General features: G+C 73.5%; 15 protein-coding genes. 6 read left to right on the top strand and 9 right to left on the bottom strand.

What is annotated here, in order from left to right; genetic code table 11:
- Positions 1-33: 33 nt before the first annotated feature.
- Complete coding sequence (locus E6R62_RS32935; RefSeq protein WP_136217155.1) at positions 34-687, bottom strand: uridine kinase; 654 nt, start codon at positions 685-687, stop codon at positions 34-36.
- 93 nt (positions 688-780) lie between these two features.
- On the opposite strand from E6R62_RS32935, the gene E6R62_RS32930 reads away from it, so the two are divergent.
- Complete coding sequence (locus E6R62_RS32930; RefSeq protein ID WP_136217154.1) at positions 781-2,226, top strand: WGR domain-containing protein; 1,446 nt, start codon at positions 781-783, stop codon at positions 2,224-2,226.
- Between the two features lie 31 nt (positions 2,227-2,257).
- On the opposite strand, the gene E6R62_RS32925 is transcribed toward E6R62_RS32930, so the two are convergent.
- Positions 2,258-2,626 carry a cupin domain-containing protein gene (locus tag E6R62_RS32925; RefSeq protein WP_136217153.1) on the bottom strand — a complete coding sequence of 123 codons (369 nt, stop codon included), beginning with the start codon at positions 2,624-2,626 and terminating at the stop codon, positions 2,258-2,260.
- 140 nt (positions 2,627-2,766) lie between these two features.
- Here E6R62_RS32925 and E6R62_RS32920 point away from each other — a divergent pair, with 140 nt between their 5' ends.
- Complete coding sequence (locus tag E6R62_RS32920; protein ID WP_240802034.1) at positions 2,767-3,459, top strand: DUF2293 domain-containing protein; 693 nt, start codon at positions 2,767-2,769, stop codon at positions 3,457-3,459.
- Positions 3,460-3,988: 529 nt separating this feature from the next.
- Here the strand turns inward: E6R62_RS32920 and E6R62_RS32915 are convergent.
- The 3 genes from E6R62_RS32915 to E6R62_RS32905 all read right to left on the bottom strand — a co-directional run bounded on the left by E6R62_RS32915 (position 3,989) and on the right by E6R62_RS32905 (position 9,117).
- Positions 3,989-4,681: a chaplin gene (locus tag E6R62_RS32915; RefSeq protein WP_136217151.1), complete on the bottom strand. Its 693-nt coding sequence runs from the start codon at positions 4,679-4,681 to the stop codon at positions 3,989-3,991.
- Positions 4,682-4,984: 303 nt separating this feature from the next.
- A complete protein-coding gene (locus E6R62_RS32910; RefSeq protein ID WP_136217150.1) occupies positions 4,985-6,190 on the bottom strand; it encodes an SWIM zinc finger family protein in 1,206 nt (401 codons plus the stop codon).
- Entirely contained in the window at positions 6,187-9,117 is a 2,931-nt protein-coding gene (locus E6R62_RS32905; RefSeq protein ID WP_136217176.1) for a DEAD/DEAH box helicase, read from the bottom strand. Before E6R62_RS32905 ends, E6R62_RS32910 begins: the two co-directional genes overlap by 4 nt.
- Positions 9,118-9,466: 349 nt before the next feature.
- Here E6R62_RS32905 and E6R62_RS32900 point away from each other — a divergent pair, with 349 nt between their 5' ends.
- A complete protein-coding gene (locus E6R62_RS32900; protein WP_136217149.1) occupies positions 9,467-10,075 on the top strand; it encodes a hypothetical protein in 609 nt (202 codons plus the stop codon).
- Positions 10,076-10,189: 114 nt separating this feature from the next.
- A complete protein-coding gene (locus tag E6R62_RS32895; RefSeq protein WP_136217148.1) occupies positions 10,190-10,450 on the top strand; it encodes a DUF6343 family protein in 261 nt (86 codons plus the stop codon).
- Between the two features lie 103 nt (positions 10,451-10,553).
- Here E6R62_RS32895 and E6R62_RS32890 read toward each other — a convergent pair whose 3' ends face one another.
- The 4 genes from E6R62_RS32890 to rpsA form a co-directional block, all read right to left on the bottom strand.
- The gene (locus E6R62_RS32890; RefSeq protein WP_240802036.1) at positions 10,554-10,886 is read right to left on the bottom strand and encodes a tetratricopeptide repeat protein; all 333 of its coding nucleotides are present in this window, start codon (positions 10,884-10,886) and stop codon (positions 10,554-10,556) included.
- A gap of 175 nt (positions 10,887-11,061) precedes the next feature.
- Complete coding sequence (gene coaE, locus E6R62_RS32885) at positions 11,062-11,670, bottom strand: dephospho-CoA kinase (RefSeq protein WP_136217146.1); 609 nt, start codon at positions 11,668-11,670, stop codon at positions 11,062-11,064.
- A gap of 43 nt (positions 11,671-11,713) precedes the next feature.
- Positions 11,714-12,652, bottom strand: a complete 939-nt coding sequence (locus tag E6R62_RS32880) for a PAC2 family protein (RefSeq protein ID WP_136217145.1) — start codon at positions 12,650-12,652, stop codon at positions 11,714-11,716.
- 244 nt (positions 12,653-12,896) lie between these two features.
- Positions 12,897-14,414: a 30S ribosomal protein S1 gene (gene rpsA, locus E6R62_RS32875; protein WP_136217144.1), complete on the bottom strand. Its 1,518-nt coding sequence runs from the start codon at positions 14,412-14,414 to the stop codon at positions 12,897-12,899.
- A 341-nt stretch (positions 14,415-14,755) separates the two neighbouring features.
- Here rpsA and E6R62_RS32870 point away from each other — a divergent pair, with 341 nt between their 5' ends.
- Positions 14,756-15,634 (top strand): class I SAM-dependent methyltransferase, encoded by an 879-nt coding sequence (locus tag E6R62_RS32870; RefSeq protein WP_136217143.1) that lies wholly within the window; start codon positions 14,756-14,758, stop codon positions 15,632-15,634.
- 5 nt (positions 15,635-15,639) lie between these two features.
- Positions 15,640-17,005 (top strand): DEAD/DEAH box helicase (locus E6R62_RS32865; protein ID WP_136217142.1); only part of this gene is annotated, 1,366 nt, incomplete at its 3' end.

The raw sequence follows: 17,005 nt of genomic DNA, 5'->3' as shown, positions 1-17,005 counted from the left end.
GTCACGGTGCCGCGGGGTGCGGGCCCGATCTCGTCAGCCGGCAGCCCCGCGGATGCCGGCCCACGCCGGGTGGCGAGGGTCGTCGGCCCTCACCAGGACGTCCGCGATCGACGCCGGATCGGTCTCGGCCTCGTAGCGGGCGAAGGCGGGAAGGGTCCAGCGCGCGGAGTCCTCCGTACGACGGGCCAGCGCCCCTGTGGAGAGGTGGACGTGGACGCTGAGGTCGAAGGGGAACCAGTGGCCCAGCAGCAGTGGGCCGTGCACGATCAGGACGCCCCCGGGCGGCAGTTCGGCGTACGGGCTGCGCGTGGCCCGGTCGGTCACGGGGTCCCACAGGTCGGGCAGTACGCGCCCGGTACCGCCCGGGTCGGTCGGGCCGAACACCTCGCGCCACAGGGCGGCCGTGTCGTACCAGCCGCCGAGGTAGGCGTCCACGTCCTCGCGGCCGTACTCGAAGCGCAGGGAGGCGGGACGCAGGAAGCCGTCGGCCGCCACCACGAGGACCGGGCGGCCGCGCGAGCGCAGGGCATCGGCCAGGTGGTCCGTGGCCGATCCCGTGTCGGCGGCGGGCGCGCCGTCGATGCCGACCCTCCGCCAACCCGCCTCGTCCCGAGCGGGTTCGCGTACGTCGAGGTGATCGGCGAGCCGCTCGGCCAGCCGCTGCCAGGTGATCGGTTCCAGCTGCACGAGCCCATTGTCAGTGGTCGCCCGTAGCGTTTTTCAGGAGGGATCACCGGCGCGGATCGAAGTCGTCGGCCCGGCCTTGGGGAGGGGTCTGTCATGACGCGGGAGACGACGTACCTGGAGTTGTCGCAGGACGACGGAGGGGCGCACAAGTTCTACGAGGTGACCGTGGACGGCACGGCCGTCTGCGTGCGGTACGGGCGCATCGGCGCCGACGGCCGGCTCCAGGACTTTTCCTTCCCCACGGCGGAGAAGGCCCGGGCGGCCGCCGCCAAGAAGATCGGCGAGAAGGTCCGCAAGGGGTACGCCCCGGCGGTGCGCGGGGCCCGCGCGGGGCGGTCGGTGACCCGTCGACAGGTGACCTCGGCGCCGTCGACGGCGCGCGCGGTGGCCCCGGTGCTGTGGCGCTTCCGTACGGGCTCCTCCGCGTTCGGCATCCATGTGGATGAGGACCGCTGCTGGGTGGGCAATCAGGCGGGGGACGTCTACACGCTCAGCCACGGCGGCGAGGTACTGGCCCGGTACTCCCTGCCGGACGGGGTGAAGTGCCTGGTGGCGGACGAGTTTTGGATATACGCGGGGTGTGACGACGGCACGGTGTACGACCTGTCGTCGAAGGTGCCGTTCGGGGCGTACGACATAGCCGCGGATGTGGACATCTTCTGGCTGGACATCCGCGAGGGCGTGCTCAACGTCTCCGACCGCAGCGGCGGATTGACCGTCATCGACCACGAGGACGAGTTCCAGTGGTCGCGCCGGTCGGCCGGGTCCAACGCCTGGATGGTCCGGGCGGACGAGCGGGCGGTCTACCACGGTCACAGCGGAGGCGTCACCGCCTACGCCCCGGACGGAGGGCGGGAGTTGTGGCACACCCCGACGGACGGATCGGTGCTGTTCGGCTGGCAGGAGGACACCGCGGTGTACGCGGGCACCGGCCGCAACACCGTGCAGCGGCTGTCGAAGGCGACGGGCGCGGTGGAGGCCTCCTACCGGTGCGACGCGGCGGTGTACTCCTGCGCGACCTCCCCTGACGGCCGGCACGTGTTCGCCGGGGACCTCGCCTCCTCCGTGTACTGCTTCGACGCGTCGGGACGGCGGTTGTGGAAGCTGGGCACGGGCAGCGGTGCGGCGCTGTCCATGCAGTACCTGGACGAGCGGCTGTACCTGGTGACCACCGACGGTTCGCTGGTGTGCGTGGACGCGAGCGAGGCGGCGGTCACGGCGGCCCGGCAGGGCTCGGTCCCGGCCGCCGTGGACGTGAAGTCGGCCGCGGCGCTGCCCGTGTTCACCCCTCCCGCGTCACCCGCGGCGGTGGCGACGGTCCCGGTGGGCGCCGCGTCGGCGGACGGTGTGGTGGTGGAGTGCGTTTTGCAAGACGGCCGGGTGCGGGTCCAGGTGGTCTCCGGCGGCTTCGAACCCTCGTGGAAGGTGCAGTTCCCGCGCGGGATACGGGAGGCCGGCGCCCGGTACGTGGTGGACGGGCTGCACGCCGCGCCGGGGGGCTTCTACCGGGTGCGCGGGGAGATACGCCGACTGGTCTGACCCCTGTGGCAGGCGGGCGGGGCGGGCTTCCTCACCCGGCGTGGCCGGGGCAACCGCAGGGCGTGGCGGTGGCCGGGGCAGGGGTCGGTACCGACCAGGGGGCGTCCTCGGCTAGGGAACAGGTCACCTGGAGTACGACCGGATCGGTGCCCAGGTTGCGGCCGAGGTGGATGTGGTCGATGCCCGGGGGCTCCACGAAGGTGGTCCCGGCCGGGTGCACCTCCACCGTGTCGTCGTGCAGGACGCGGGTCAGCGTCCCGCATTTGACCACCGCCATCAGCGGGACGTCGTGGTAGTGCCATCCCGTGCACTCCCCGGGCGCTATCACGATCTCCCGGCCGATGAGGTCCGAGGCATCGGTCGCTCTGGGACGCCGCGCCGTCGCCTGCCATGCACCCATGTGCCCTCCTCCATGGGCCGAAAGATGCCCCATCCAAGGGACGTTAGGCGGACATGACACCGTCCAGTGTGAATTGATGAAAAGCCAACAACCCGCACGCGCAAGGTGATATGGGCCCCGAACGGCGGTATCACTCCGTCATGAGTCTCGTCGTCTTCGAGTCGCCGAAGCACATCCATTGCGCCGAGTGCCGGCGGGGGCCGCTCAGGCTCGTCGCCCGCGAGGCCGGTGTACCCCGTTGTCTCGACTGCGTCGACCTCGGGCACCTGGTGTACCTGCCGCGCGGCGACGCGGCGCTCACCCGGCGGGCGCGGGAGGCGAGTTCGCTGTCCGCCGTCGTGGTGCGCCTCCACAAGCGGCGCCACCGCTACGAACGGCAGGGGCTGCTCGTGGAGGAGGAGGCGTTGACGCGCGCGGAGCGGGCCTGTCTCGCCGACGCCGAGGCGCGGGCCCGTCGCCGGGCGCGGGACCGTCTGCGCCGCGCGGCCGAGGACACCCGGTTCACCGCGGCCTTCGCCACCGAGATCCTGCGGTTGTTCCCAGGGTGCCCGGCCGACCGCGCGCAGGCCATCGCGGCCCACGCCTCGCTGCGGGGCAGCGGCCGAGTGGGCCGCACGGCGGCCGGCCGGGCCCTCGACGAGCAGGCGGTGTCGGTGGCGGTCCGGGCCGCCGTGCGCCACCTGGACACCGAGTACGACGCGCTCCTGATGGCGGGGGTCCCCCGCTTCGCGGCGCGGGCCAGGCTCGCGCCTCGGATCGACGCGATCCTGAACGGCTGGCGCGAGCGGCCCGAACCGGCGGCGGGACCGGTGCTCTCGGACCGGGCCGGCTGAGCGCGGACCGCCGCCCCGGAGCCCACCTGGCGGTTGCCGCCCCGGTCGAACCAGACCGTACGGCCGCCGCCCGCGGGCAGCGCGGTACGCGCCGGGGCGCACAGCGCCCGTCCGACCCCGACGGCGCTCCTGTGCCGGCCCCTGCCGGCGGCTGAGCGAGCCTTCAGGGCTTTCGCCTCCGGCCACTACAAGGGCCGGTGCCAGGCGGCCGAGTACGCGGCGGGTATCGCCTTCACCACCCGTGTCGCCGCCCGCGCGCGTCGCGGAAGAGGCGCCGGGCGCCCCGAGGACACCGCCGGGGCGTCCGCACCGCACGCCCCGGGCCTTGTCGGTGTCACTTCGGCGACGGCTCCCTGGGCGTGTTCTGGCAGGAGCGCCGGGCGCCCGGAGGGTGCGGCCCCCCGGCGTCCGGTGCCGTGCACCGCAGGGCGGAGGATCGCCCGCCTACCGGGCGTCAGCGGGCGCTGCCGACAACGTGGCGAGGCGCGGTGCCGGACGTCGCGGGCCGGGCGGTTTCAGAACACACCCTTCATCCGAGGCGGAAGCGGCGGTAGAGCAGGACTCCGCCGAGGAGGAGCGCCCCGCCGCCGGGCAGCAGGTAGCCGACGGCGTCCGCCCCGGTGTGGGCCAGCGCGCCCGTGGTCGGCTGCGAGGCCGGTGCGGTGATCGGCCGGGGGGTCACGGACGGCCGGGGGGCCGGCGGCGCGACCGGCTTGGCGGGGGTCGCAGCGTTGACGGAGGTGTTCCCCACGGCTCCGTTGCCGACCCCGACGACGCCCACCGAGTTGCCGCTGACATTCAGCGGCAGGTCGACGGGCAGCTGGATGCCGTTACCGGACAGCACCCCCGGCGAATCCTTTCCGCGCCCCTGGGCCACGGCTCCCGAACCGTGGCCGGACCCGGGTTTCGAGGAGTGTGAGGACCCGCCGGGTTGCGATGCCCCCGGCCCCGGATGGCCGCCTCCTCCCCCGGGCGCGTCGTTGACGCAGCGGTTCCCGGCGGCCGGGTCGAGCACCCCGACGACGCTCACCGTGTTGCCGCACACGTTCACCGGCGCGTGCACGGGCAGCTGCACCAGGTTCCCGGAGAGCAGCCCCGGCGATTGCACGGCGGCGCCGCCCGCGTCCGCATCGGCGTACGCGAAGCCGCTCACCCCCGCGACCGCCACCCCACCTCCCGCGACCACCGCCGCGATCAAGCCGTTCCGACGACTGTGACGCATCAGATTCCCTGCCTTCCGGAGGAGTTCACGGGCAAGCCGCCCGCACCGGAGACAACGCCGTAGACCCATACGGGTTATAGAGCCGGTACGTATTTCACTCCATCGTGTGCTGGGTAACCCCTACAGAACGACCGCACGACTTCATGACCGCAGGCCGCGCGCGGCGATGGCTCGGCGACCAACGGTTCGAGGGCCAAGAGTTCGACGTCCGCACGACGCGACGGCACAGCGACGGCAGACGCGACGGCAGACGAGAGATCGAGCGTCCGCTCTTGACGGCGAACCGCTCGGGCGCCGAACGGCTCATCCTCGCAACGCGGTGACCGGGTCCGCCGAGGGCGTCCCTGTGGGCCACCAGTCCTCCTCGTCCGACCGCGACTCGTACGCGTACCACAGGCCCTCGCGGCCCAGCCGGAGCTGCCGGCTGCGGGCGCTGAGCCGGTTGCGGTCGGGCCGGAAGGGACCCCGGCCCGCTGCGAGGAGGGCGGGCCTGGCCCGGTCGAAGGGGCCCGCCGGGGGGTCCCAGGGTTCCTCCAGGACGGTCAGGGCGGCCAGACCCCCCTGGCGCCAGGCCGCCGCGCCCCGAGCGAGGTCGGTCGTGGTGCGGCCCGTGGCGCGGGCCAGATCCCGGTAGAGGGTGCGGGCGGGGCCGGTGAGCCCGGCCGTGGGGTGCGCGGAGGCCAGCCGGACGGCGTCCTGCCACAGCGTGAGGCCCGCGAGGGGGTCGTCGCCCGTCCGCAGCAGGGCCAGCGCCCGGGCGGCGGCGTCCGACGCCAGCTGGTCCAGCGCCAGCGGGTCCGGCCCGGAGGCGTCCGACGGGTACGCGGGCGGCAGGCCCACGGAGTCGGGCACCCTCCACGGGGCCGGCAACGGGGGCAGACCGGTCCGGGCCAGCGCCTCGCGGGCCGGCACCGCGGGGAACGCCGGCTCCGCGTCGGGCCGTTCGCGTGCGGCGTGGGCGGCGTTGCGCCGGGCCAGCTCCGCCAGCAACTCCCGCTCCCCGCGCCCGCGCAGGAGCAGCAGCACGAACGGGTCCTCGTCCAGGAGCCGGGCGGCCCGGTAACACAGCGCCGCCGCGTGCTTGCAGGGCGGACGGCCCACGTCCGGGCAGGAGCAGCGCGGGACGAGCTCCCCCGCGCCCGGCAGCACGGTATCGGCGAGGGACGTCGGGACCTCCCCCTCCAGCAGCCCGGCCAGCGCCGCCGGATCGGCCGCGACGGCCTCCAGTACGTCACCCCACTCGGCGTCCGCGAAGGCCGCCACCGTCAGTTCCGTGCGGTACGGGCGGGCCCGGCTGCCCCGGACGTACGCCACGATCCGCCCCGGGGTGATCGTCACGGCGTCGACGTGGCCCTCCTCCGCGTACGCCAGCCCACGCGCCAACCGGGCCGCGTCGTGCGAGCGCTCCTCCAGAGCGGCCACCCAGGCCCGCCCCCACCAGGTCTGCGCCTCGACGCCGGGCGGCACGGTCTCGAAGGTACGACGGCGGTCGTCCCGGGCGGTGATCACGTCGGCCTCCGCAGCGAGACGAGGTCGGCCAGCTCGCGGTCGGTCAGCTCCGTCAGCGCCGCCTCACCCGAGCCGAGAACGGCGTCGGCCAAGGCCCGCTTCGCCTCCAGCATCTCGGCGATCCGGTCCTCGACGGTGCCCTCCGCGATGATCCGGTGGACCTGCACTGGCTGGGTCTGCCCGATCCGGTAGGCTCGGTCGGTGGCCTGCTCCTCGACGGCCGGGTTCCACCAGCGGTCGAAGTGGATGACGTGCCCGGCCCGGGTCAGGTTCAGCCCGGTGCCCGCCGCCTTCAACGACAGCAGGAACACGGGGACTTCACCGGCCTGGAAGCGATCGACCAGCCGCTCCCGGGTCGCGATGGGAGTCCCCCCGTGCAGGAGCTGGTGGGCGACCCCCCGAGCGGCGAGGTGCCGCTCGATGATGCGGGCCATCGTCACGTACTGGGTGAACACCAACGCCGAGCCGCCCTCGGCCAGGATCGTGTCGAGCAGTTCGTCCAGCAGGGCCAACTTGCCGGAACGGTGCTCGATGCGGGGCTGCCCTTCCCCGGGGGCGCGCCCGCCCGGACGCTGCCGATTCCCGGCGTGCCCACTCGGGCCGTGCCCGCCCAGGCCGTGCCCGCCCAGGCCGTGCCCGCCCAAGAACTGCGCGGGGTGGTTGCAGATCTGCTTGAGCGAGGTCAGCAGTTTCATGATCATGCCGCGTCGTTCGATGCCCTCGCTCGACTCGATCACGGCCATCGCCTCGTCCACCGCCGCCTGGTACAGCGAGGCCTGCTCGCGGGTGAGGGACACCGGGTGGTCGGTCTCCGTCTTCGGCGGGAGCTCCGGGGCGATCCCCGGATCGGACTTCTTGCGGCGCAGCAGGAACGGGCGGACCAGGGCCGCCAGTCGGGCGACGGCCTCCTCGTTGCCCCCGTCCTCCTCCGTCTGGTGCTCCACCGGGCGGGCATGACGGGCCCGGAACGTGGTCAACGGGCCCAGCAGACCGGGCGTGGTCCAGTCGAGCAGCGCCCACAGCTCGGACAGGTTGTTCTCCACCGGGGTGCCGGTCAACGCCACCCGGGCCGGGGTCGGGATGGTGCGCAGCGCCTTCGCGGTCGCCGAGTGGGGATTCTTGACGTGCTGCGCCTCGTCCGCGACGACCATGCCCCAGCTCGGCTCGGCCAGCTTGGCGGCACTGGCCCGCATGGTCCCGTAGGTGGTGAGGACGAAGCCGCCGGCCAGGCCCTCCAGGTTGCGGCTGCTCCCGTGGAACCGGCGCACGGGGGTCCCCGGCGCGAACTTCTCGATCTCCCGCTGCCAGTTGCCCAGCAGTGACGCCGGACACACGACCAACGTCGGCTCGTCCCGGTCCCGGTGGAGGTGCAGGGCGATCAGCGTGACGGTCTTGCCCAGGCCCATGTCGTCGGCGAGACAGGCACCGAGGCCGAGCGAGGTCATCAGGTCCAGCCAGGCCAGTCCCCGGGCCTGGTAGTCGCGCAGGGTCGCCTTCAACCCGGCGGGTTGCGGCAGGGGCGCCGGCTCGCCCGTGAGTCGCTCCCGCAGTGCGGCCAGCGCGCCGACGGGTACCGCTTCCACCGGCTCGCCGCCGACCTCGGCCGTCCCGGTCAGTACGGTGGCCAGCGCGTCCACCGGGTCCAGCAGCCCCAACTGCCGCTTGCGGGCCTTGCGCACCAGGTCCGGGTCGACCCGCACCCACTGGTCGCGCAGCCGCACCACGGGCCGGTGCGCCCGCGCCAGCGCGTCCATCTCCCCCGGGGTGAGCCGGTCGCCGCCCAGCGCCAGCTCCCAGGAGAAGGTGAAGAGGTTCCGCGCGTCGAAGAAGGCGGTGCCCTCGATGGCGGACCCGGGCGCCGCCGAGCGGACGACGGCGGTCGCCGACAGCGTACGGGCCAACTCGCGCGGCCAGTGGACCGTGACCCCGGCCTCGGCCAGCCGCGTCGCGGCCACGCCCAGCAGGTCGTCCAGCTCCGGATCGGAGAGGGCCAGCACATCGGGGACCTGCTGGTCCAGCAGGCGCAGGAGCGGTGGCCACACCCGCGCCGCCCGGCGCAGCGCGAGTACGGCGTCGATGCGGGCGCGCGGGCCGAACCCGGCGGCGGCCGTTCCCGCCCAGAGCTGTTCCGCGTCGGTGACCAGCGTCGGATCGGCGAGGCTGTGCACCTGGACCACGGCGGCCCCGGCGCGGCGGGTGTCCTCGGGCTCGGCCTCGTCGAAGAGTCGGAACGAGGACAGGTCCAGTCGCAGGGAGATCCCCACGCCCGTGTCCGCCCCGGCCGCTACCTGGGCGGCCCATTCCGCCATCCCCGGCACCCGCTGCGGTTCCCGAGCCGCGAAGGGCCGGCCGGCGGCCACGGGCGCGGCGGGGGTGCGCGGCATGCTGTCCGCGACGGAGTCGAGGAAGGCCCGGACCAGCGCCTCCGGTTCCGGCAGTCGCAGCGGGCGGCGACCGGCGAGCGGGGTGGCGTACCCCTCGTGGGGCAGCGCGGCGGCGATCGCGCGCGCATGGGCCACGTCCTGCGCGTCGAGCGGCCCGGCTCGCCACGCGTCGACGCCGTCGGCGGTGAGACCCGGGAGGAGCCGTCCGCGTGCGACGAGCGCGAGCGCCTGCACGGCGGCGGTGCCCCAGGCACGGGTGGCGGGGTGTGCGGCCCTGCTGCGGGCGGCCAGGACCAGCAGCGGCAGCGCGGCACCGACCGAGAGGCTGACGGAGGGGACCGTACGGGTACGGACGCCTTCGCCGTGCGGCCGGACGACGGCGAGCGGGGCCGCCCTGACGTCCTCGGGCGGCGCGTCCCCGTCGAACGCGTCCTCGGGAAGCGCGTCCCCCTCCGGACACCAGAACGCCACCCGCCCCTGGCGGGGGACGGCCGCGGGAAGGAACACGGCGGCATGCCGCAGCAGCGCCGACGGCGGTGACAGGGCCGACGCCGGTGCCGGCTCCCGCGTCCGCGCGTACGCCCGGGACGCCGATGTCGCGGTGGTGCCCACAGTGGTCCTCCTTCCCGGTCCTCGGTCGGTTCGATCGTCGGGCTGGTGCGGTGGTCGGGTGGTTCGTGGTGCGGTGTTCTTCTCTGCCGCCGAGTCTAGGTGGCCCCACCGACAACGCCCTCTGACCTGCGTCTTTGTCGATCTGGTCAGGCCGTGGCGCGGGCCCGCCGGCCTTTCGTGTCCCGGTTCCGTCCCGATCCGCGGACCATCGCCCCGCGCCACCCCCGCCGGGGTAGTAACCCCCCGACCACCACCGACCGGAAACGGGGACCAGCCGACCATGCTCCGACGCTTCACCACCGTCCTCGCGGCCACCGCCACCGCGGCCGCCGCCCTCCTGCTCGCCGGGCCGACCAGCGCCTCGGCCGCCACCGTGCCCGGGTTCCTCGACGGCACCGATCTGCCTCCGCACCCCTCCTCGCCCTGGTACGCGGGGAAGGTGACCAAAGGCCTGCCCGAGAGCGCGCCGTTCTGCCTTGAGAAGGCGCTCCCGACCACCGGCGGCCGGCACCGCGTCTTCACCACCGACTACGACACCGGCGCAACGCAGATCTCCGTGCGCGCCGCCTCGGCCTCCGCTGCCGCCGCCCTCGCCGCGTCCGTGGAACGCCAGGTCGCCGCGTGCGCGGCGGACTGGCTGCGCACGACACCGGGCGGCACGGCCTCCTGGCATGACTACGGCACGCTTCCGGTCGAGGAGGGCGCCCATGTCTACGGGGTCCAGACGTCGATCCCGGACTCCGAGCCCGGCGCGCACCTCTACGGCATCGGCCGGGACCGCGCGACGGTGACCGTCGTGAAGTGGGGGCGGATGGGCACGCTCGCCGACGCGCCCGTGGCGGCCTTCAAGAAGACGACCACCACGGCCGTGGACAAACTCGTCCCGTGACGACCGCGCCCTTCGCCCCTCCGACCGCCCCGCCGACCATCCCTTCGGCCGCCCCGCCGGTGGGATTATGGAAGCGAGGACCACGGTGGTGCGAGGCGATCCGAGGCGATGGTCATGCGTAGCGGAAACGAGCCGGTGACCGCCCGCAGTCCGCTGCGGCTGCGGTTGTGGCTGAGCCTGTGGGGGCTGCTCTGGGCCGCGGGTGGGGCGGCCCTCTTCTCGCTGGCCGACCGGCCCGGGTGGGCGGCCGCCTGCGCGGCCCTCGCCGTACTGGCTGCGGTGGACCTGATCGTGGTCGCGCACCACATCCATCAGGGCCCGCACTACCAGCCCGGCCGCGACGTACCCCCGTACGAGCCGCCGCGCCCCCGCTGAACCCGCGCTCCCCCGGCGGGGGCCGTTTCGCCTTCCGGCGGGGGGACCCGGCGCGAGGCGCGGCGCCGGACGTCACGGGCCGGGCGGAAGTCCAAAGCCCGCCCTAGTCCTCGAAGCGCGCGGCGGCCAGGTACTCGGGCTGCGGGTCGAGCGCGGCGGCCAGCCGGAAGTGCTTGCGGGCCTGCGCGCGCCGTCCGGACCGCTCGTGGGTCCGGGCGAGCGCGAAGTGCGCGTACGCGTTGTCCGGTTCGCGCTCCAGCACCAGTTCGAACTCCAGAGCGGCCGGGCGTAGTTGCGCGGTCGCGAAGAAGGCCCGGGCGCGCAACAGCCGGGCCGCCGTGTTCTCGGGGTGGGCGGCTATCACCGAGTCGAGCAGCTTGACGGCGCCCCGCGGGTCACGGGCGGCCAGCAGTTGCTCGGCTGCCCGGAAGTCGATGACGTGCGTCTCGGGGCTGGCGGCGCCGGAAGGACCCGACGGGCCGGACGGGTCGGGGGACCCGGACGAGGGCGGCTGCGAGGGCGGCGTGGTGTCGGACACGTTGTCTTTCCTTCCCTCTGCGGGCGCCTTCACGCGCCGCTTCCCGGCCCGCGCCGCCCGCTCCGGGGGACCGTCAGGCTCCTGTATTGGCGGCCCGCTCGGTCAGCGTCTCCCAGACCTTCCGGACCTGCGGTTCCAAGGCCTCCAGCGGCCCGTCGTTGTCGATCACGAGGGTCGCCACCATCAGCCGCTGCTTCCGCGTGGCCTGCGCCGCCATCCGGGCCCGTGCCTCTTCCTCGGCCATGCCGCGCAGTCCCGTCAGCCGCGCCAACTGGGTCTGCGGCGACGCGTCCACCACCACGACCAGGTCGTACAGCGGCGCCAGGCCGTTCTCCGCGAGCAGCGGTACGTCGTGCACCACGATCGCGTCGGCGCCCGCCGCGCCCTCCAGTTCCGCGGACCGGGCCCCGACCAGGGGGTGCACGATGGCGTTGAGCGTCCGCAGCTTCTCCGGGTCCGAGAAGACGATCGCCCCCAGCTTCGGCCGGTCCAGCGCCCCCTCCGCGGTCAGCACGGACTCCCCGAACGCCTCCACGACGGCCGCGAGCCCGGGCGTCCCGGGCTCCACGACCTCCCGCGCGATGCGGTCGGCGTCCACGATGACCGCCCCGTACCCCGCCAGCAGTCGCGACACTTCGCTCTTGCCGGCTCCGATTCCGCCCGTCAGGCCCACTTTCAGCATGCCCGGCAGCCTAGACGCAGGGGCCGCCGGGGCCATCGGCGGATCAGCCCTCGCCCTCGCGCTCCGCCAGGAACCGCTCGAACTCGCGCCCGAGCTCCTCCGCCGAGGGGATCTCGGCGGGCTCCGCGATCATGTTGCCGCGGCTCTCGGCGCCGGCCGCCGCGTCGTACTGGTGCTCCAGGCCCTGGACCAGGGCGACCAGTTCCTCGTCGCCCTCCCGGATCTGCCGGTCGATCTCCGTCTGGGTTCGATGGGCCTCGGTGCGCAGGGCGTGCGCGACGGCCGGGAGCACGAGCCCCGTCGCTGCGGTGATCGCCTCCAGGACCGTCAGCGCCGCGTCCGGGTACGGGGAGCGGGCCACGTAGTGCGGTACGTGGGCCGCGACCCCGAGCACGTCGTGCCCGGCCTGACCCAGCCGGAACTCGACCAGGGACTCCGCGCTCCCCGGCACCTGCGCCTCGTCGAACGGGCTGCGGTGCCCGGGCATCAGGTCGGTGCGGTTGCCGTGCGGGGTGATGCCCACGGGTCGGGTGTGCGGGACGCCCATCGGGATGCCGTGGAAGTTGACGGAGAGGCGCACGCCCAGGCGCTCGACGATCTGCCGTACGGCGACGGCGAAACGCTCCCATTCCACGTCCGGCTCGGGGCCGGACAGCAGCAGGAACGGCGCGCCGGTGGCGTCCTGCACGAGGCGCACCTCCAGCTTGGGCTCCTCGAAGTCCGTCCAGTGGTCGCGCTGGAACGTCAGCAGCGGGCGCCGGGCCCGGTAGTCGACGAGCCGGTCGGCGTCGAAGCGGGCCACGACCTGGTGCGGCAGCGTGTCCAGGAGACGCTCGACGATCTGCTCACCGGCCTCGCCCGCGTCGATGTACCCCTCCAGGTGGTAGAGCATGACCAGCCCGGCCGAGTCCTGGGCCAGCGCCAGGTCGGCCACCGCCAGGCCCTTGGCGTCCCATTCGTACAAACCCTGTGGATCAAGCACCGCCACCACTCCTCCTCGCCGCGTTCTCTGCAAGAACGCCCAAGGAGGCGTCACCATTCCCCAGTTGGCCGCCTTCCCTAGGAATCTACGCGTGGGCGGCACCGGCCCGGGTGAGCCCGGCGTCGGCCCGGGGGCCGGTCCGGGGCGAAAAACGCGGTAAGGCCCGCCCCCCGAAGGGGACGGGCCTTACCGTTCGGCTCAATCCACTCTCACACCGCGGTGCGAGCGTGACGCGTTGCCTCGATCAGCTCTGGCCGCCGGCCAGCTTCTCGCGGAGCGCGGCGAGGGCCTCGTCCGACGCCAGGGCGCCGGAGGTCTCGTCCGAGCCCTCGGAGGAGTAGGAGCCACCCGAGATGTTGCCCGCACCGGCGTTGCCACCGGCGGCCGGGGCGGCAGCGCCCTCGGCGGCAGCGGCCTCGTCGGCCTCGCGGCTCTTGATGACCTGCGCCTGGTGCTGCTCGAAGCGGACCTGCGCCTCGGCGTACTGGCGCTCCCACGTCTCGCGCTGGGTCTCGTAGCCCTCGAGCCAGTCGTTGGTCTCGGGGTCGAAGCCCTCGGGGTAGATGTAGTTGCCCTGGTCGTCGTAGGACGCGGCCATGCCGTACAGGGTCGGGTCGAACTCGACCGACGCCGGGTCGGTACCGAAGGACTCGTTGGCCTGCTTGAGGGACAGCGAGATCCGGCGACGCTCCAGGTCGATGTCGATGACCTTGACGAAGATCTCGTCGTTGACCTGGACGACCTGCTCCGGGATCTCCACGTGGCGCTCGGCCAGCTCGGAGATGTGGACCAGACCCTCGATGCCCTCGTCCACGCGGACGAACGCACCGAACGGAACCAGCTTGGTGACCTTACCCGGGACGACCTGACCGATCTGGTGGGTCCGGGCGAACTGCTGCCACGGGTCCTCCTGCGTCGCCTTCAGCGACAGGGAGACACGCTCGCGGTCCATGTCGACGTCGAGGACCTCGACGGTGACTTCCTGGCCGACCTCGACAACCTCGGAGGGGTGGTCGATGTGCTTCCAGGACAGCTCGGAGACGTGCACGAGACCGTCGACGCCACCCAGGTCCACGAAGGCACCGAAGTTGACGATCGAGGAAACGACGCCGGAGCGGACCTGACCCTTCTGCAGGGTGGTGAGGAACGTCTGGCGAACCTCGGACTGGGTCTGCTCGAGCCAGGCACGGCGGGACAGGACCACGTTGTTGCGGTTCTTGTCCAGCTCGATGATCTTCGCCTCGAGCTCCTTGCCCACGTAGGGCTGGAGGTCGCGGACGCGACGCATCTCGACGAGAGAGGCCGGCAGGAAGCCACGGAGGCCGATGTCGAGGATGAGACCACCCTTGACGACCTCGATGACGGTACCGGTGACGATGCCGTCTTCTTCCTTGATCTTCTCGATCGTGCCCCAGGCACGCTCGTACTGAGCGCGCTTCTTGGACAGGATCAGACGGCCTTCCTTGTCCTCCTTCTGGAGAACCAGGGCCTCGATCTCGTCGCCGACCTTGACGACCTCGTTCGGGTCGACGTCGTGCTTGATCGAGAGCTCACGGCTCGGGATCACGCCTTCCGTCTTGTAACCGATGTCGAGGAGAACCTCGTCCCGGTCCACCTTGACGATGACGCCGTCGACGATGTCGCCGTCGTTGAAGTACTTGATCGTCTCGTCGATCGCCGCGAGGAACGCGTCCGCGTCGCCGATGTCGTTGACCGCTACCTGCGGAGGGGTGGTGGCGGTGGTCTCGGTGCTGCTCGTCATGTGGGAAAGGGCTCCGGTTACGGACAGAAAGTCGTAGGTACTGCTACGCCGGGAGCCCTTATCGGCAACTGCCGAAGCCGGACAGCCAAGGAAGCCCCGAATCCACAGAAGCGGTAGGGCCTCGAAAACCGAGGGGACATCAACAGAAGCAAGCGCAGCCTGCTAGGTCTGAGGAGCACAGGCTCGCAGCGCAACTTGTAGCATACGGGGGCAGCCGGACAGGGTCAATGCGCGAAGGCGCACACCCCGGGCGGATCGCCGCATTACCGGCACAAATCGCTGGCGGGGAAGGCTCGATGGCTCGCCGCCCTCATTTCTCGCAGACTACGACGACGGGCCCCATGAACAAAGAGGACTACCTTCCCGAAGACGCGTTCGAATCTACCGGCGCGGCCGACGACGGCGAGGAGGGCGAGGACGGCGCCGAGGCGACCCGCCGCGAGGCGGACGAGACCGAGAGCAGCCGGGCGAGCCGGGGCTGGTGGGACCGCAACGCCGACGAGTACCAGAGCGAGCACGGCGCCTTCCTCGGCGACGACCGCTTCATCTGGGGGCCGGAGGGCCTGGACGAGGCACAGGCCGCCCTCCTGGGCCCGGCCGACTCGCTCAGGGGCAAGGACGTACTGGAGATCGGCGCCGGCGCCGCCCAGTGTTCGCGCTGGCTGGCCGCCCGCGGCGCCCGGCCGGTGGCCCTCGACCTCTCGCACCGCCAGCTCCAGCACGCCCTGCGCATCGGCGGCGACGACGTGCCGGGGGTCGGGCTCGTGGAGGCCGACGCCGGCCGGCTGCCCTTCCGCGACGGCTCCTTCGACCTGGCGTGCTCCGCCTACGGCGCCGTCCCCTTCGTCTCCGCCCCGGTGAACGTGATGCGCGAGGTCCACCGCGTGCTGCGCCCCGGCGGGCGCTGGGTCTTCTCCGTCACCCACCCCATCCGCTGGGCCTTCCCCGACGAACCCGGCCCGGAGGGGCTGTCCGTCGCGGCCTCCTACTTCGACCGGACGCCGTACGTCGAGCAGGACGAGCAGGGCCGCGCGGTCTACGTGGAACACCACCGCACGATCGGCGACCGGGTACGGGACGTCGTCGCGGGCGGGTTCCGCCTGGTGGACCTGGTCGAGCCGGAGTGGCCCGCCTGGAACGACCAGGAGTGGGGCGGCTGGTCCCCGCTGCGCGGCAACCTGATCCCCGGCACCGCGATCTTCGTCTGCGAGAGGGACTGACCCCCTTGAACCGCCAGGTCCGCACCGCCGACCTCGACGCCCTCCCGGTACGGGAGGCCGTGCCCGCCCTCGTGTCGGCGCTGGAGGCGCACGGCGCCGCCGTGCTGTGCGCACCGCCCGGGACCGGTAAGACCACCCTGGTGCCGCTGGTGCTGGCGGGACTGGTGGGGGGCGGCCGGCGACGCCGGGTCGTGGTGGCCGAGCCTCGGCGGATCGCCGTCCGGGCGGCGGCGCGGCGGATGGCGTGGCTGCTGGGCGAGGACGTCGGGGAGTCGGTCGGCTTCACCGTGCGCGGGGAACGGACGGTCGGCCCGCGCACGGCGGTGGAGGTGATGACCACCGGCGTGCTGCTCCAGCGACTCCAGCGGGACCAGGAGCTGACCGGGGTCGACGTGGTGGTCCTCGACGAGTGCCACGAGCGGCACCTGGACGCCGACACGGCCGCCGCGTTCCTCTTGGACGTACGCGCCACCCTGCGCCCGGAGCTGCGCCTGATCGCCGCGTCGGCGACGACGGACGCGGCCGGCTGGGCCCGCCTGCTGGGGGACGCGCCGGTGGTGGAGGCCCGGGGCGTCTCGTACCCGGTGGAGACGGTGTGGGCTCCCCCGGCCCGTCCGGTGCGACCGCCGCACGGGATGCGGGTGGATCCGGCGCAGCTGACGCATGTGGCCTCGGTGGTGCGACGGGCGCTGGCGGAACGTTTGGGCGACGTCCTGTGCTTCCTGCCCGGCGTCGGCGAGCTCGCCCGGGTCGCCGGGCAGCTGGACGGCGTGGACGCGGAAGTGCTCCAGCTCCACGGCCGGGCACCGGCGTCCGTCCAGGAGGCGGCGCTGACGCCGGCCCCGCACCGCCGGGTGATCCTGGCGACGGCGGTCGCGGAGTCGAGCCTGACCGTGCCGGGCGTACGGGTGGTCGTGGACTCGGGGCTGGCCCGCGAACCCCGGGTGGACCACGCGCGGGGCCTGGGAGCCCTGGCGACCGTACGGGCGTCCCGGGCGGCGGGCCGGCAGCGGGCCGGACGGGCCGGGCGCGAGGCACCGGGGACGGTGTACCGCTGCTGGTCGCAGGTTGAGGACGGCCGGCTGGCGGCGTACCCCTCGCCGGAGATCCGGCTCGCCGACCTGGCGGCGTTCGCGCTCCAGGCGGCCTGCTGGGGCGACCCCGACGCCGCGGGACTCGCCCTGCTGGACGCGCCGCCCGGCGGGGCGATGGCCGCCGCGCGGGAGGTACTGCGGGCGGTCGGCGCGGTGGACGACGCCAGGTCGGCGAGCCGGATCTCCGGCGAGGGGTACGCCGCCAGCCGGCCGTCCTCAACCTGCGACCAGCAGCGGTACACCGTCCCCGGTGCCTCGCGCCCGGCCCGTCCGGCCC

It is taken from the genome of Streptomyces sp. A1136, from assembly GCF_004795055.1.
In the GTDB taxonomy this organism is placed as follows: domain Bacteria; phylum Actinomycetota; class Actinomycetes; order Streptomycetales; family Streptomycetaceae; genus Streptomyces.
Note: the sequence above shows the minus strand (reverse complement) of the source record. Positions and strands in the feature narration are given on the sequence as shown.

What these genes read in the sequence shown, in the direction of transcription:
- E6R62_RS32930 (WP_136217154.1), top strand. Translation starts at nt 781, where the DNA reads ATGACGCGGGAGACGACGTACCTGGAGTTGTCGCAGGACGACGGAGGG.
- E6R62_RS32925 (WP_136217153.1), bottom strand. Translation starts at nt 2,626, where the DNA reads ATGGGTGCATGGCAGGCGACGGCGCGGCGTCCCAGAGCGACCGATGCC.
- E6R62_RS32920 (WP_240802034.1), top strand. Translation starts at nt 2,767, where the DNA reads ATGAGTCTCGTCGTCTTCGAGTCGCCGAAGCACATCCATTGCGCCGAG.
- E6R62_RS32915 (WP_136217151.1), bottom strand. Translation starts at nt 4,681, where the DNA reads ATGCGTCACAGTCGTCGGAACGGCTTGATCGCGGCGGTGGTCGCGGGA.
- E6R62_RS32900 (WP_136217149.1), top strand. Translation starts at nt 9,467, where the DNA reads ATGCTCCGACGCTTCACCACCGTCCTCGCGGCCACCGCCACCGCGGCC.
- E6R62_RS32895 (WP_136217148.1), top strand. Translation starts at nt 10,190, where the DNA reads ATGCGTAGCGGAAACGAGCCGGTGACCGCCCGCAGTCCGCTGCGGCTG.
- coaE (WP_136217146.1), bottom strand. Translation starts at nt 11,670, where the DNA reads ATGCTGAAAGTGGGCCTGACGGGCGGAATCGGAGCCGGCAAGAGCGAA.
- rpsA (WP_136217144.1), bottom strand. Translation starts at nt 14,414, where the DNA reads ATGACGAGCAGCACCGAGACCACCGCCACCACCCCTCCGCAGGTAGCG.
- E6R62_RS32870 (WP_136217143.1), top strand. Translation starts at nt 14,756, where the DNA reads ATGAACAAAGAGGACTACCTTCCCGAAGACGCGTTCGAATCTACCGGC.